Here is a 17,880-nt window from a genome sequence, read left to right on the forward strand (position 1 = left end):
ATCATGAACGAGAACAAGTACGCGGAGTACCTGCGGCGTGTCACGGCTGACTTGCGGCAGGCCAAGCGCGGGTTGCTGGAGCTGGAGGACAAGGCGCGCGAGCCGATCGCGATCGTGGGGATGGCGTGCCGGTATCCCGGTGGGGTCAGCTCGCCGGAGGATCTGTGGCGGCTGGTGTCCGACGGTCAGGACGCGATTTCGGAGTTCCCCGCCGACCGCGGCTGGAACGTCGACGGCCTCTACGACCCGGACCCCGGCCAGTACGGCAAGTCGTACACGCGGCATGGTGGTTTCCTGCACGACGCGGGCGAGTTCGATCCGGACTTCTTCGGCATCAACCGGCGTGAGGCGCTGGCGACGGATCCGCAGCACCGGTTGCTGCTGGAAACGTCGTGGGAGGCGTTCGAGCGGGCTGGTGTGGTGCCGGATTCGGTGCGGGGCAGCCAGACCGGTGTGTTCGTCGGGATGCTCTACTACGACTACGGTGCCGATCGCGGCGCGACGCCGGAGGAGCTGGAAGGCTACCTCGGTAACGGAACCGCGGGCAGTATGGCTTCGGGCCGGATCGCGTACACCTTCGGGCTGGAGGGTCCGGCGGTGACGGTGGACACCGCGTGTTCGTCGTCGCTGGTCGCGGTGCATTTGGCGGCGCAGTCGCTGCGTCAGGGCGAGTGTTCGCTGGCGTTGGCCGGTGGTGTGACGGTGATGTCGAACCCGGCGCCGTTCGTGGACTTCTCCCGGCAGCGTGGTCTCGCCGCCGATGGCCGGTGCCGGGCGTTCTCGGATTCCGCCGACGGCACGGGCTGGGGTGAGGGCGTCGGCATGCTGCTGCTGGAGCGGTTGTCCGACGCCGAGCGCAACGGGCACCGGGTGCTGGCCGTGGTGCGAGGTTCCGCGGTGAACCAGGACGGCGCGTCGAACGGGTTGACCGCACCAAACGGCCCCTCGCAGCAACGGGTGATCCGCCAAGCACTGACCAACGCCAGGCTCGAACCGTCCGATGTGGACGCCGTAGAAGCACACGGGACCGGCACCTCGCTCGGCGACCCGATCGAAGCGCAGGCACTGCTGGCCACCTACGGCCAGGACCGCGAGCGGCCGTTGTGGTTGGGGTCGATCAAGTCGAACATCGGGCATACGCAGGGTGCTGCTGGTGTCGCGGGGATCATCAAGATGGTCGAGGCGATGCGGCACGGGGTGTTGCCGCGCAGTTTGCACATCGACGAACCGTCGTCGCATGTGGACTGGTCCGCCGGTGACGTGTCGCTGTTGACCGAAAGCCGGGCCTGGCCGGAGGTGGACCGGCCACGCCGCGCCGGGGTGTCCTCGTTCGGGGTCAGCGGCACCAACGCGCACGTGATCGTCGAGGGGGTGGCCGCCGAGCCGGACCGCGTCGAGAGGCCGGACGCCGTCACGGTGCCGTGGGCGCTCTCCGGTCAGACCGAGGAGGCGTTGCGCGCCCAGGCCGAGCGCTTGCTCGTCCTGCTGAGCTCGCGACCCGAACTCGACCCCGTCGACGTCGGCCACTCGCTCGTCACCACCCGCGCCGCGTTCGACCACCGCGCGGTGGCGGTCGGTGCGGACCTGGCGGAGTTCGCCGCCGAGCTGAGTGCGTTGCGCGATGGCGACCTCGGCGCACGATCGGTGCGGGGGACCGCCGGATCCACGGGCAAGGTCGTGTTCGTGTTTCCGGGGCAGGGTGCGCAGTGGGTGGGGATGGCGGTTGAGCTGTTGTCGTCTAGTGGGGTGTTCGCGGGTCGGTTCGCGGAGTGTGCGCGGGTGTTGTCGTCCTTTGTGGACTGGTCGTTGGTTGATGTGCTGGGTGATGAGGCCGCGTTGGAGCGGGTGGATGTGGTGCAGCCGGTGTTGTGGGCGGTGATGGTGTCGTTGGCCGCGGTGTGGCGTTCGTGTGGTGTGGAGCCCGCGGCGGTGGTGGGGCATTCGCAGGGGGAGATCGCGGCGGCGTGTGTGGCGGGTGCGTTGTCCCTTGAGGATGGTGCGCGGGTGGTGGTGTTGCGCAGCCGGGCCATTCGGGACGAGCTGGCGGGCAACGGCGGGATGGTGTCGATCGCCGAGCCCGAGGCCGCTGTGGTGGAGCGGATCGCGCGGTTCGGTGACCGGGTCGCGATCGCGGCGGTCAACGGCCCGTCAGCGACGGTGATCGCGGGCGAGCCGGATGCGCTGGCGGAAATCCTGGGCGAGTGCGAGGCGGCGGATGTTCGTGCCCGTCGTGTTCCGGTGGACTACGCCTCCCATACCGCACAGGTGGAGTCCATTGAGGACCGATTGCTCGACGTGCTGGCACCGATCGAGCCAGTCGCTGGTGAGGTGGCGTTCTTCTCCACCGTGACCGGGGACTGGCTCGACGGTGCGGAGTTGGATGCCGCCTACTGGTATCGCAATCTGCGGCACGAGGTCCGGTTCGCCGACGCCACACAGCACCTGGCCGAACACGGCCACGGCGTGTTCATCGAAGTCAGCCCACACCCGGTGCTCACCATGGCCATCGAACCCGGGACCGCGATCGGCACCCTGCGCCGCGACGACGGCGACTGGCACCGATTCCTGCAATCACTAGCCGAAGCCCACACAGCAGGCGTCCCGGTCGACTGGACGGCCGCGTTCCCCGCGGACGCCCGGCGGGTCGACCTGCCCACGTACCCGTTCCAGCGCAGCCGGTTCTGGCTCGAAGAACAGACCGGTGCCGGCGACGTCCTGGCCGCCGGGCTCGACCGCACCGGCCACCCGCTGCTCGCGGCGGCTGTGCCGCTGGCCGATACGGGCGGCACCGTGTTCACCGCGCGGCTCTCGACGTCCATCCACCCGTGGTTGGCCGACCACGCGGTCTCCGGCACGGTTCTGCTCCCGGGGACCGCGTTCGTCGAGTTCGCCCTGCGCGCCGGGGACGAGGTCGGGTGCGGCCTCGTCGAGGACCTGGCCATCGAGACCCCGCTGGTGCTCACCGACGAGGCCGCCGTCGTCCAGGTGACCGTCGGCACGCCCGGCGACGGCGGCCGCCGCGACGTCCACGTGCACTCGCGGGCGGACGGAGCGGCCGAGTGGACGCGGCACGCCACCGGCCTGCTGGCGCCCGGCGACCGGGCCGCCGACTTCGACCTCACCGCGTGGCCGCCACCGGGCGCGACCGTCGTGGCGATCGAGGATCACTACGACGACCTCGCCGAGCAGGGCTACGACTACGGCCCGGCCTTCCGCGGGCTGCGCGCCGCCTGGCTGCACGGCGAGGACGTGTACGCCGAGGTCGTCGTGCCCGACGGCTCCCGCGATGCCGCCGGGCTGTTCGGGCTGCACCCGGCGCTGATGGACGCCGCGTTGCACGCCATCGGGCTCGGCGGGACGAAGGACGACCGGGTGCGGTTGCCGTTCGCGTGGCGCGGGGTGTCCTTGTTCGCCAGCGGGGCGACCGCACTGCGGGTGCGGATCTCCCCGGTCGGCGAGGACTCCGTGTCGGTGCGGTTCGCCGATGTCACCGGTGCGCCCGTCGCGACCGTCGACGCCTTGGTTTCCCGCCCGGTTTCGGCGGAACAGCTCACCGCTCGTCCGGACCAGGTGACCAGGGTGGACTGGGTGCCCGCACCCGAGGCCGACGCGGTGGACCTGGCACCGGAGTTCCTGTACCTCACCGAGAAACTGTCCGATGTGGACGTCGCATCGGCCGTGCGCACGAAGACGGCGGAAGCGTTGCGGTGCTTGCAATCGTGGCTGGCCGACGACAAACCGGGCGCCGCGCGGTTGGTCGTCGTGACCAGCGGTGCGGTCGCGACGGGCAACGGGCAGGACGTGGCCGATCTCGCCGCCGCGGCGGCCTGCGGGCTGGTGCGCTCCGCGCAGTCCGAGCACCCGGACCGGTTCGTGCTCGTCGACATCGACACCGAAATCGACGAGGCACTGCTCGCCGAGGTGGTCGCGACCGGCGAGCCGCAGATCGCGGTCCGCGACGGGCACTGGTTCGTCCCGCGCTTGGTGCGGGTGAGTGCCGGGGACGCGTTGTGCCCGCCGGTCGAACCGTGGCGGCTTGCCCGCACGGAACCCGGCGCCGTGGAAAGCCTGCAACTGGTTCCGTGCCCCGAGGTGACTCGCGCGCTCGGTGACGGCGAGGTGCGCGTGGCGGTGCGGGCGAGCGGCCTGAACTTCCACGACGTCCTGGCCTCGCTCGGCATGCTCCCCGGCGACGACGCGGTGGGCAGCGAGGTCGCGGGCGTGGTCACCGAGGTCGGCGCCGGCGTCGACCGTCTCGCCGTCGGCGACCGGGTGCTCGGACTCGCGCCCGATTCCTTCGGGCCGATCGCCGTAGCCGATCACCGCACGCTCGCCGTGATCCCGGCGGACTGGTCGTTCGCGACGGCGGCCTCCGTGCCCACCGTGTTCCTCACCGCCTACTACGGACTGGTGGACCTGGCCGGGGTGCGACCGGGCGAGCCGCTGCTGGTGCACGCGGCCACCGGCGGGGTCGGCATGGCCGCCGTGCAGCTCGCCCGGTACCTCGGCGCGGAGGTGTACGCCACCGCGAGCCCGGCCAAGTGGGACACGCTGCGCGCGATGGGACTCGACGACGAGCACATCGCCTCCTCGCGCTCGACGGACTTCGCCGAGCAGTTCCTGGCGGCGACCGGCGGCTCCGGTGTGCGGGTGGTGCTCGGATCGTTGGCCGGTGACATCGTCGAGGCGTCGCTGCGGCTGCTCGCCGACGACGGACGCCTGATCGAGATGGGCAAGACCGACGTGCGCGACCCCGACGAGGTCGCGGCCGACCACCCGGGAGTGCGATACCGCGCGTTCGACCTCGGCGACGTGGACCCGAGCCGGATCGGCGAGATGCTGGCACAGCTGTTGGAGCTTTTCCACCGCGGCACGCTGCGCCCACTGCCGCTGACCACGTGGGACGTGCGCGAGGCACCGGAGGCGTTCCGGTTCTTGGGCAGTGCCCGGCACATCGGCAAGATCGTGCTGACCGTGCCCGCACGACTCGACCCGAACGGCACGGCACTGATCACCGGTGGCACCGGGACGCTCGGCGGCCTCGTCGCCAGACACCTCGTCACCGCGCACGGCATCCGGAACCTGGTGCTCGCCGGCCGCCGTGGCGCCGCCGCGACCGGCGCCGCCGAGTTGCGGGCCGAGCTGACCGCGCTCGGCGCCACCGTGACGATCGCCGCTTGCGACGTGTCCGACCGGGAAGCGGTGCGGGCGCTGCTGTCCTCGGTCCCCGCCGAACACCCGCTGACCGCGGTCGTGCACTCGGCCGGTGTCCTCGACGACGTCACGATCACCGGGCTGGGCGAGGAGCGGCTGGACCGCGTGTTCGGCCCGAAGGTGGACGCCGCGCTCGCCCTGCACGAACTGACCGAGGGCATGGACCTCGCCGCGTTCGTGCTGTTTTCCTCGGCAGCGGCCACTTTCGGCGACGCGGGCCAGGGTAACTACGCCGCCGCGAACGCGTTTCTCGACGCCTTCGCGCAGCATCGTCGTGCGCTCGGATTGCCCGCGACGTCGATGGCGTGGGGTTTGTGGGCCGAACGCAGCGGCATGACCGGGCACCTCGGCGTGGCCGACGTGGCGCGCATGCGGCGCTCCGGCACGCTTGAGCTCACCTCCGCGGCGGGGCTGGCGATGTTCGACGCTGCCGTGGCGGGCGTCGACCCGCAGGTCGTCGCGATGGCACTGGACCCGGCGCTGGCCCGCACCCCCGCCACCGAAGTGGTCCCGCTGCTGCGCGGGTTGGCCGCCGCACCGACTCGTCGCCGGGCCGCTGCGGGCGACGGCCAGGGGTTGCGGCCCGAGCTGGCGGCTTTGCCGGCGGCGGCACGCGCCACGCAGTTGCTCGAACTCGTGCGCGGGCAAGCGGCGACGGTGATCGGGGCGGCCGCCGCGGTGCCCGCGGACAAGGCCTTCCGCGAGCTCGGGTTCGACTCGTTGACCGCGGTGGAGCTGCGCAACCGGCTGGGCGCGGTGACCGGACTGACGTTGCCCGCGACGCTGGCGTTCGACTACCCGTCGCCGTCCGTGCTCGCCGGTCATCTCGGCGAGCGGCTGTTCGGCGAGGACGGTACGACTGCCGAGGCTCCGGTCGGCGAGGGGCCGGATGTCGGCGACCCCGTCGTGATCGTGTCGATGGGCTGCCGGTTCCCCGGCGGGGTGTCGTCGCCGGAGGATCTCTGGCGCCTGCTGCTCGACGAGCGCGAGGTCGTCACGCCGTTCCCCGCCGACCGCGGCTGGGACGTCGCCGGCGTCTACGATCCCGACCCCGGCCGTCCCGGGCACACCCACGCCCGGGGCGGTGGCTTCCTCGACGTCGCGGCCTTGTTCGACGCGGAGTTCTTCGGGATTTCTCCGCGTGAGGCGCTGGCGATGGATCCGCAGCAGCGGCTGCTGCTGGAAGTGGCGTGGGAGACCATCGAGCGGGCGGAAATCGACCCGCGCGCGTTGCGGGGCAGCCGGACCGGTGTGTTCGCTGGCGTGTCCTACCACGATTACGGCCAAGGCTTCGCCGAAGTGCCCGAGGACCTCGAAGGCTACCTCGGCAACGGCGCCGCGGGCAGCGTGGCGTCGGGCCGGATCGCGTACGTGCTCGGGCTGGAAGGTCCGGCGGTCACGGTGGACACGGCGTGTTCGTCCTCGCTGGTGGCGTTGCACTTGGCGGCGCAGGCGGTCCGGGCCGGTGACTGCGCGATGGCGTTGGCGGGCGGGGTCACGGTCATGGCCGAACCCGGTGCGCTGATCGAGTTCTCCCGGCAGCGCGGGCTCGCCGCGGACGGGCGGTGCAAGCCGTTCGCCGACGCGGCCGACGGCTTCGGCATGGCGGAGGGTGTCGGGCTCGTCATGGTCGAGCGGTTGTCGGATGCGCGTCGGAATGGGCATCCGGTGTTGGCGGTGGTGTGTGGTTCGGCGGTGAATTCCGATGGTGCGTCGAACGGGTTGACGGCGCCGAACGGTCCGTCGCAGCAGCGGGTGATTCGTGCGGCCTTGGCGAACGCGCGGCTGAACGTGTCCGATGTGGACGCTGTGGAAGCACACGGGACCGGGACCACGCTCGGGGATCCGATCGAGGCGCAGGCGTTGCTGGCGACCTACGGGCAGGGTCGGGACGTGCCATTGTGGCTGGGGTCGGTGAAGTCGAACATCGGGCATTCGCAGGCAGCGGCCGGGGTCGCCGGTGTGATCAAAATGGTGCTGGCGATGCGGCACGGAGTGCTGCCGCGCAGCCTGCACATCGACGAACCGTCGTCGCATGTGGACTGGTCCGCCGGTGCCGTGTCGCTGTTGACCGAAACCCGGGCCTGGCCCGAGGTGGACCGGCCACGCCGCACCGGAGTGTCCTCGTTCGGCATCAGCGGCACCAACGCCCACATCATCCTGGAATCGATCCACGAACCAGAAACACCAGCCGAACACACCCCGCCCACACACCCGGTGCCATGGGTCCTCTCCGCCCGCACCGAACAAGCACTGAACGCCCAGGCGGTCCGCCTATTGTCCACTGTGGACGATCTGGACGCCGAACCGGTCGACGTCGGCTACGCGCTGGCCACCACCCGTGCGGCGATGGAGCATCGCGCGGTTGTGGTCGCCACCGATCGCGACGAGTTCGTACGTGGGCTGACGTCGCTGGTTCACGGCGAGCCCGACGGTCGCACGGTGCTCGGCGCGGTCACGTCCGAGAACAAGGTTGTGTTCGTGTTTCCGGGGCAGGGTGCGCAGTGGGTGGGGATGGCGGTTGAGCTGTTGTCGTCTAGTGGGGTGTTCGCGGGTCGGTTCGCGGAGTGTGCGCGGGTGTTGTCGTCCTTTGTGGACTGGTCTCTTTCCGATGTGGTGCGGGATGAGGCCGCGTTGGAGCGGGTGGATGTGGTGCAGCCGGTGTTGTGGGCGGTGATGGTGTCGTTGGCCGCGGTGTGGCGTTCGTGTGGTGTGGAGCCCGCGGCGGTGGTGGGGCATTCGCAGGGGGAGATCGCGGCGGCGTGTGTGGCGGGTGTGCTGTCCCTTGAGGATGGTGCGCGGGTGGTGGTGTTGCGCAGCCGGGCCATTCGGGACGAGCTGGCGGGCAACGGCGGGATGGTGTCGATCGCCGAGCCCGAGGCCGCTGTGGTGGAGCGGATCGCGCGGTTCGGTGACCGGGTCGCGATCGCGGCGGTCAACGGCCCGTCGGCGACGGTGATCGCGGGCGAGCCGGATGCGCTGGCGGAAATCCTGGGCGAGTGCGGAGCGGTGGATGTTCGTGCCCGTCGTGTTCCGGTGGACTACGCCTCCCATACCGCGCAGGTGGAGTCCATTGAGGACCGATTGCTCGACGTGCTGGCGCCGATCGAGCCGGTCGCTGGTGAGGTGGCGTTCTTCTCCACCGTGACCGGGGACTGGCTCGACGGCACCGAGCTCGACGCTGGCTACTGGTACCGCAACCTGCGCCACGAGGTCCGATTCGCCGACGCCACACAGCACCTGGCCGAACACGGCCACGACGTGTTCATCGAAGTCAGCCCACACCCGGTACTGACGATGGCCATCGAACCCCGGACCGCGATCGGCACCCTGCGCCGCAACGACGGCGACTGGCACCGATTCCTGCAATCACTAGCCGAAGCCCACACAGCAGGCGTCCCGGTCGACTGGCGCGCGGTGTTCGCGGGCACCGGCGCCCGCACCGTCGCGCTGCCGACCTACGCGTTCCAGCACGAGCGCTTCTGGCTCGAACCGAGCGCTCCGTCGACCACCTCCGCGGAGTCCGAAGTGGACGACTGGCGGTACCGGGTGGAATGGCAGGAGATCGCCGACCCAGCCGTCGCCCCGCTCACCGGCACGTGGCTGGTGATCGGCCCCGAGACGGCCGACCACGAAGAGTTCGTCATCGGATGCGTGCGCGCGCTGGAGAACTCCGGCGCCGACGTGGTGCGGCTCGGCCCGGACGACCGGCTGGACGCGGCGGGCCCGGTCCGGGGTGTGCTGTCGCTGCTGGCCGTGGACGAGCGGCCGCATCCCGATCACCCGGCCCTGACCGTGGGCCTCGCGCGCACGATCGAGCTGGTACAGCGGCTCGCGGAGTTCGACGCACCGCTGTGGTGCGTCACCCGTGGCGCGGTCGGCGACGGGATCAACCCGGTGCAGGCGCAGGTTTGGGGTCTTGGCCGGGTGGTGGCACTCGAACGACCGCGCCGATGGGGTGGGCTGATCGACCTGCCCGAGTCGCTGGACGAGCGAGCGAGCCGCCGGCTGGCGGGCGTGCTGGCCGGCGCGACCGCCGAGGACCAGGTCGCCGTGCGCCCGGCGGGCCTGTCCGTCCCACGGCTGGTGCCCGCTCCGCCGGAGCGGTTCGCCGGGACGTCCTGGCGACCGCGCGGCACCGTCCTGCTCACCGGTGGTACCGGCGAGCTCGCGCCATACCTGGCCCGCTGGCTCGCCAAAGCCGGTGCCGAGCACCTGGTGCTGATCAGCCGCCGCGGCCCGGCCGCACCGGGGATGACCGGCCTCCGGGCCGAACTCAGCGGGCTTGGGACCCGGGTCACCGTGGCGGCCTGCGACGTGGCGGACCGCGACGCGTTGGCGGCGCTGGTCCGCGACGTCACCGCCGACGGCACACCCATCCGCGCCGTACTGCACACGGCGGCGTCGATCGAGCTGGCTTCCGTCGAGGAGACCACCCTCGAGGAGTTCGCCGACGTGGTGCACGCCAAGACCGCCGGGGCGCGCAACCTCCTCGACGTCCTCGACCACGACGCGTTGGACGCGTTCGTGCTGTTCTCCTCCATCGCGGGCGTGTGGGGCAGCGGCCTGCACGGTGCGTACGCGGCCGCCAACGCCTACCTCGACGCGTTCGCGCTGGCCGCCCGCGAGCGCGGGGTACCCGCCACTTCGATCGCCTGGGGTATCTGGAGCACGCCGGGCTGCTGGGACGAGAACGTCACCCTCGACGGCCTGATGATCGGCGAACGGCAGCGCAGGCACGGTCTGCCGCCGATGGATCCCGCGACCGCCGTGCGCGGGTTGCAGCAGGTGCTCGATCGCGACGAAGCCTTCGTCGCGATCGCCGACGTGGACTGGCCGCGCTTCCTGCCGGTGTTCACCTCCGCGCGACCGAGCCCGCTGTTCACCCAGCTGCTGCCCGAGGCCGAAACCGGGGAAACCCCGGCAGAAGCGACCGGTAGCCGATGGTCGCCCAGGTGGGCGGCGATGGAACCGGCGGAGCGCGAACGCGCGGTGCTCCGGCTGGTGTGCGAGCAGGCAGCCGCGGTGCTCGGGCACAGCGCGGGCGCCGGGGTTTCCGCGACGAGGGCCTTCCGCGACCTCGGGTTCGACTCGCTCACCGCGGTCGAGCTGCGCGACCGGCTGGGCAGGGCGACCGGGCTGCGCCTGCCCGCGACGCTGGTGTTCGACCACCCGACCCCGGCCGAGGCTGCCCGGCGGTTGCTCGACGAGGGCTCCGCCGGCACCGCGATCGTCGACAGGGCAAGGGAATCCGCCGAGGACGACCCCGTGGTGATCGTGTCGATGGGCTGCCGCTTTCCGGGTGGCGTGGCGACACCCGAGGACCTGTGGCGCCTGGTGATCGGCGAGGTGGACGCCATCGCGGAGTTCCCCGAGGACCGCGGCTGGGACCTGACCGCGCTCCACGACCCGCAGCGCAGGCGGCCCGGCACGTCGTCGGTGCGGCACGGCGGTTTCCTCGACGACGGGGCGCTGTTCGACGCGGAGTTCTTCGGGATTTCCCCGCGTGAGGCGCTGGCGATGGATCCGCAGCAGCGGCTGCTGCTGGAAGTGGCGTGGGAGACCATCGAACGCGCTCGGATCGCGCCGGGTTCGCTGCGCGGTCGCCTGGTCGGTGTCTACATCGGAAACAACTACCAGGACTACGGCACCGGGTACGGCACGGTGCCCGAGTCCGTCGAAGGTCAGCTGGTGACCGGCAGCCTGTCCAGCGTGGTGTCCGGGCGCGTCGCCTACGCACTCGGGCTGGAAGGTCCGGCGGTCACGGTGGACACGGCGTGTTCGTCCTCGCTGGTGGCGTTGCACCTGGCGGCGCAGGCGGTACGGGCCGGAGAGTGCGACATGGCGTTGGCCGGTGGCGTGGCGGTCATGTACACCGCGTCCGCCTTCGTCGGCTTCAGCAAGCAGGGCGGGCTCGCCGCGGACGGGCGGTGCAAGCCGTTCGCCGACGCGGCCGACGGCATGGCTCTCTCCGAGGGTGTCGGGCTCGTCATGGTGGAGCGGTTGTCGGATGCGCGTCGGAATGGGCATCCGGTGTTGGCGGTGGTGTGTGGTTCGGCGGTGAATTCCGATGGTGCGTCGAACGGGTTGACGGCGCCGAACGGTCCGTCGCAGCAGCGGGTGATTCGTGCGGCCTTGGCGAACGCGCGGCTGAACGTGTCCGATGTGGACGCTGTGGAAGCACACGGGACCGGGACCACGCTCGGGGATCCGATCGAGGCGCAGGCGTTGCTGGCGACCTACGGGCAGGGTCGGGACGTGCCATTGTGGCTGGGGTCGGTGAAGTCGAACATCGGGCATTCGCAGGCAGCGGCCGGGGTCGCCGGTGTGATCAAAATGGTGCTGGCGATGCGGCACGGAGTGCTGCCGCGCAGCCTGCACATCGACGAACCGTCGTCGCATGTGGACTGGTCCGCCGGTGCCGTGTCGCTGTTGACCGAAACCCGGGCCTGGCCCGAGGTGGACCGGCCACGCCGCACCGGAGTGTCCTCGTTCGGCATCAGCGGCACCAACGCCCACATCATCCTGGAATCGATCCACGAACCAGAAACACCAGCCGAACACACCCCGCCCACACACCCGGTGCCATGGGTCCTCTCCGCCCGCACCGAACAAGCACTGAACGCCCAGCTGGAACTCCTGCGCTCCGCGACCGGCCTCGACCCGCTCGACGTCGGGTACTCCCTGGCCACCACGCGCACGTCCTTCGAACACCGCGCCGTCGTGCTCGGCGGGCACCTCGTCCGGGGCAGCGCGATCGGCGAACCCGGCGTGGTGTTCGTCTTCCCCGGACAGGGCTCGCAATGGGCGGGCATGGCCGTGGACCTGCTCGCCTCCTCACCGGTCTTCGCCAGGCGCATGGCCGAATGCGCCCGTGCGCTGGCCCCGCACGTGAACTGGTCGCTGACCGAGGTGCTGACGGATCCGGCGGCGCTGGAACGGGTCGATGTCGTCCAGCCCGTGCTCTGGGCGGTGCTGGTGTCACTGGCCGCAGTGTGGCGCTCTCACGGCGTCGAGCCCGCCGCGGTGGTCGGCCACTCGCAAGGGGAGATCGCGGCCGCCTGCGTCGCCGGTGTGCTGTCCACAGAGGACGCGGCACGCGTCGTGGCGTTGCGCGGCCGCGCCATCGCCGAGGTGCTGGCCGGGCGGGGCGCCATGGTTTCGGTCGCGCTGGATCGCGCCGAAGTCCAGCGCCGCTGGGGTACGTCGGTGTCGCTGGCGGCCGAGAACGGGCCGACGTCCCTTGTGGTTTCCGGCGATCCGGAGGCGCTGGCGACCGTGCTCGCCGAATGCGCCGCCGAAGACATCCGGGCCCGGTGGGTCGCGGTCGACTACGCGTCGCACTCCGACCACGTCGACGCCGTCCGTGAACGGCTGCTCGCCGAACTCGCGGACATCACGCCCACCGCGGCGGACGTGCCGATGCTGTCGACCGTCACCGGCGACTGGCTGTCCGGGTCCACAATGGACGCCCAGTACTGGTATCGCAACCTGCGCGAGCCGGTGGAGTTCGCGGGCGCGGTGCGGCGGCTCGCCGACGAGGGTTTCGGCGTGTTCATCGAGTGCGGCCCGCACCCGGTGCTGGCCTACGGCATCCAGGAAAGCGCACCGGACGTGGTCGCCGCGGGCACGCTGCGCCGGGACGAAGGCGGACCGGACCGGCTGCTGCGATCGCTGGCCGAGGCCTACGTCGCCGGTGCCCCGGTCGACTGGAGCACGGTCTTCGACGGCACGGGCGCCCGCACCGTGGACTTGCCGACCTATCCGTTCCAGCGCAAGCGCTATTGGCTGGCGCCGGCGCCGGCGCCGACTTCCGGTGCGTCCGAAGAGGACGCACGGTTCTGGGCCGCCATCGAGAACGGCGATCTCGGCGCGCTGCCGGTCGCCGAGATCGATCGCACCAGGTTCGAGGCCGCCTTCGACGTCGTGGCCCCGGTTCTGTCGGCGTGGCGCAGGCAGCGCCACGACCGCGCTGCCATCGACTCCTGGCGGTACCGGATCTCCTGGGAACCGGTCGACCTCCCGGCCGCGACCCTCACCGGGACCTGGCTGGTGGTCATCGCGGAAGGTCAGCCAGCCGAACCGCGGATCGTCGACGCCCTGACCGGCCACGGCGCCACCGTCCTGCCGTGCGTCGTGCCACCCGCCGCCCTCGACTCCGCGCTGCTGCGCGCGGTGATCGCCGACCAGCCGGTCGCCGGTGTGCTTTCGCTGCTCGCCTTCGCCGAGGAGCCGCACCCGGAACACCCGGGGACACCGACCGGCCTGACCGCGTCCGCCGCGTTGTACGCGGCGCTCGCCGACCTGCGGCTCGACGCGCCACTGTGGATGGCTACCCGCGGTGCGGTGTCCGTTGTGGACGGTGAGCCGCTGGCGAATCCGGTCCAGGCCATGGTGTGGGGCCTCGGCCAGGTCGCCGCTGTGGAACAGTCGCAGCTCTGGGGCGGCCTGGTCGACCTGCCGGAAGATTCCGACGCCGAGGTGGCGGAGCTCGCGGCGATCCTGGCCGGCACGGGGGAGACGCAGCTCGCCGTGCGCCCGTCCGGCGTTCGCGCGCGTCGACTCGTCCGGGCGGAGCCCACGGCGACCGCCGTCGACCTCGACCTTACGGGCGGGGCGGTGCTGGTGACCGGCGCGCTGGGCGGGGTCGGCAAGCACGTCGTGCGGCAGCTCGCCGCGTCCGGCGCCGAGGAGCTGCTGCTGGTCTCGCGGCGCGGCGCCGACGCGGACGGTGCCGCCGACCTGGCCGAGGAGCTGGCGAAGTCCGGCGTGCGGGTGCGGTTCGCCGCCTGCGATGTCGCCGACGAGGAAGCGTTGACGGCGGCGATCGCGGACACCGCGGTCATCGGCGTCGCGCATGTGGCCGGGGTTCTGGACGACGGGGTGCTGGAGTCGCTGACGCCCGCCCGGATCGCGGCGGTGCTGCGGCCGAAGGTCGCGGGCGTGCGCGCTCTGCACGCGGCGACCCGCGATCGAGAGCTGCGGTTCTTCGCGGTGTTCTCGTCGGCGTCCGGGGTGCTCGGCAACGGCGGTCAGGGTGGTTACGCGGCGGCGAACGCCTACCTGGACGCTTTCGCGCGATGGCGCAGGCAGCAGGGGCTGCCCGCTACCTCGATCGCCTGGGGGCGCTGGGCAGGCGGCGGTCTCGCCGAGGAAGGCATCCGCGCCGAGCGGTTGGACCGGGACGGCCTGCCGCCGATGGACCCCGGCCTCGCGGTGACCGCGCTGCGCGACGCGCTCGCGACCGACGAGACGTTCCTCGTGGTGGCCGACATCGATTGGGCGCGCGTCGCCGAAGGCGAACTCCCCGGCCACGCCAACCCGTTGGTCGGTGGTCTGCCGGAGATGGCGGAACGGCGCCCGCCCGCCGAAGAGACCGCCCTGCCGGAACTGGCCGCCCGGCTGCACGGCGTATCCCGCGACGAGCAGCGCGCGGTCCTGCTGGACATGGTTCGCGCCGAGGCCGCGGTGGTGCTCGGCCACGACGGCCCCGACGCGATCGAACCGGCGCGCGCGTTCCGCGACTTCGGGTTCGATTCGCTGACCGCCGTCGAGCTGCGCAACCGGCTCGGTGCGGTCACCGGCGTGCGGCTGCCCGCCTCGGTCGTTTTCGACTACCCGTCACCCGCCGCGCTCGCCGATCTTCTGATCGGCGAACTGGTCGGTCGCGCCGAGGTCGTCGAGCGGCAGGGCCCTGTCGCGGCGGCGGCGGACGACGATCCCGTGGTGATCGTGTCGATGGGGTGCCGGTTCCCCGGTGGCGTGTCGTCGCCGGAGGACCTGTGGCGGCTGCTGGTCGACGAGGTCGACGCCATGACCGGATTCCCCGACGACCGCGGTTGGGACCTCACCGATCTGTTCGACCCCGATCCAGACCGGGCGGGCCGCTCCTACGCGCGAGAAGGCGGCTTCCTCCACGACGCGGGCGCGTTCGACGCGGACTTCTTCGGGATCTCGCCGCGTGAAGCGCTGGCGATGGACCCGCAGCAGCGCATCCTGCTCGAAGTCGCGTGGGAGACCTTCGAGCGCGCGGGTATCGACCCGGCGACCCTGCGGGGCAGCGGCACGGGTGTGTTCATCGGCAGCCACGCGCAGGACTACGGCGCCGGCGCGGTCGTGATCCCGGCGGGCTTCGACGGGGTCGAGGGCCACCAGATAACCGGCGGCGCGACCAGTGTGCTGTCCGGTCGCGTGTCCTACGCGTTCGGCATGGAAGGTCCCGCGGTCACCGTGGACACCGCGTGCTCGTCCTCGCTCGTGGCGCTGCACTGGGCGGCGCAGGCCGTGCGGTCCGGCGAGTGCTCGATGGCGCTGGCGGGCGGGGTCACGATCATGTCGAGCCCCCTCGTCTTCGTCGAGTTCTCCCGGCAGCGCGGCCTCGCCCCCGACAGCAGGGTCAAGGCGTTCGGTTCGGCCGCCGACGGGACGGCGTGGGGTGAAGGCGCCGGACTCGTACTGGTCGAACGACTTTCCGATGCGCGTCGTAACGGGCATCCGGTGCTGGCCGTGGTGCGCGGGTCCGCGGTGAACTCCGACGGCGCGTCGAACGGGCTGACCGCGCCGAACGGTCCGTCGCAGCAGCGGGTGATCCGGCGAGCGCTGGCCGTTGCGGGTCTGTCTCCGTCCGATGTGGACGCCGTCGAGGCGCACGGCACCGGGACCACGCTCGGCGATCCGATCGAGGCGCAAGCGCTGCTGGCGACCTACGGCCAGGACCGGGAGGAGCCGCTTCGGCTCGGCTCGGTCAAGTCGAACATCGGGCACACCCAGGCCGCGGCGGGTGCGGCCGGGCTGATCAAGATGGTGCTCGCGATGCGGCACGGGATGCTGCCCCGCAGCCTCGGCATCGACGAGCCGTCGTCGCATGTGGACTGGTCGGCGGGCGCGGTGGAACTGCTGACCGAGGCACGGGAGTGGCCTTCGGACCGCCCGCGCCGGGCCGGGGTGTCGTCGTTCGGCATCAGCGGCACCAACGCCCACGTGATCCTGGAGGGCGTTGTCGACGACGAGCAGGCGGCGGCCCCGGTGGCGGGTGACTGGCCGGTGCCGTTGGTCGTGTCGGCGCGCACGGAGGCCGCGCTGCGGGACCAGGTGCGGCACCTCGGGTCCATCGTCGCCGCGGACAACGCGGTCGACGTGGCGTTCTCGCTGGCGACGACGCGGGCGCCGATGAACCACCGCGCCGTGGTGCTGGATTCGGAACTCGTCCGGGGCGAGGCCGCGCCGGGTGGGCGCGTAGCGTTCGTGTTCGCCGGGCAAGGAGCGCAGCGAGCGGGCATGGGGCGCGCGCTGTACGAGGCGTTCCCGGTGTTCGCCGAGGCGCTGGACGAGGTCTGCGCCGAACTGGACAAGCACCTGGACCGGCCGCTCAAGGACGCGATGTTCGACGCGGATTCGGTGCTGCTGAACGAAACCGCGTACACCCAAGTGTCGCTGTTCGCGTTCGAAGTCGCCCTCTACCGGCTGGTGGAGTCGTGGGGTGTGCGCCCGGACTTCGTGTGCGGGCACTCCGTCGGCGAGCTGGCCGCCGCCCACGTGGCGGGGGTGTGCTCGCTCGCCGACGCCGCCACTCTGGTCGCCGCCCGCGGCCGGTTGATGCAGGCGTTGCCGCGCGGCGGGGCCATGCTGTCGGTGCGCGCGGGCGAGCAGGATGTCGCGCCGCTGCTGGACGAGCGGCTCTCGATCGCCGCGGTGAACGGTCCAGCCACGGTGGTCGTGTCCGGTGACGCGGACGCGATCGCCGAGCTGGAAACCCGTTGCGGTGCCTGGAAAACCACGCGGCTGCGGGTCAGCCACGCGTTCCACTCGGCGCACATGGACGCGATGCTCGACGAGTTCCGCGCTGTGGCGGAAGGCGTGACCTACGCGCCCGCGCGCATCCCAGTGGTGTCCGGGTACGCCGACGTGAGCGAACTCGTCACCACGCCGGAGTACTGGGTGCGCCACGTCCGGGCGACGGTCCGCTTCCACGACACCCTCCGGTATTTGGCGGCTGCGGGCGTCGGGACGTTCCTGGAGCTGGGACCGGACGGTTCGCTGTCGGTGCTCGGCGAGGACTGCGCGCCCGAGGCGGCGTTCGTTCCGGTGCAGCGCAAGGACCAGCCCGAGCCGGCGACCGCGGTCACGGCCATGGCGCGGGCGTGGGTCACCGGCACGGCGGTGACCTGGCCTGCGCTGCTGCCCGGCGGCCGGCGCGTCGAGCTGCCCACCTACCCGTTCCAGCGCACGCGCTATTGGCTCATGCCCGCGCACCAGCGGGTGGCCGAGCCGTCCGCTGTGGACGCCTTGCGGTACCGGCTGAGGTGGCGCCCGATCACCCCGGGTCCGGCCGCCTTGTCCGGCACCTGGTTGCTCGTCGTCGCGGCGGGCAGCGCCGACGAGAACCTGGTTTCGGCTTGCGTCGGCGAACTGGCCCGTGCCGGTGCCGAGGTGGTCCGGTGCGACGTCACCGAGGGCACCATCGCGTCCACAGTGGACGCTGTACCGGTCGTCGACGGTGTGGTGTCGTTGCTGGCCATGGCCGACGAAGGCGCGGTCGTCCCGGCCGGGCTGGTGATGACCCTGGAACTGGTGCAGTGGCTGGCCACGACCGGTCATCCCGCGCGGCTCTGGAGCCTCACCCGGGGGGCGGTGTCTGCCGGGCAGGCGGATGCGGTCGCGCACCCG

The 17,880-nt window shown here is 71.8% G+C and carries 1 protein-coding gene (cut by a window edge); it reads left to right on the plus strand.

Annotation, left to right across the window (positions count from 1 at the left end; translation table 11 throughout):
- Positions 1-17,880, plus strand: the 5' portion of a protein-coding gene (locus HUW46_RS48645; RefSeq protein WP_442861009.1) for a type I polyketide synthase. 11,493 nt of this gene lie beyond the right edge of the window; the window shows 17,880 of its 29,373 coding nt (coding positions 1-17,880); its start codon is at positions 1-3; its stop codon lies off the right edge, out of view.

The organism is Amycolatopsis sp. CA-230715 (genome assembly GCF_018736145.1).
GTDB lineage: Bacteria > Actinomycetota > Actinomycetes > Mycobacteriales > Pseudonocardiaceae > Amycolatopsis.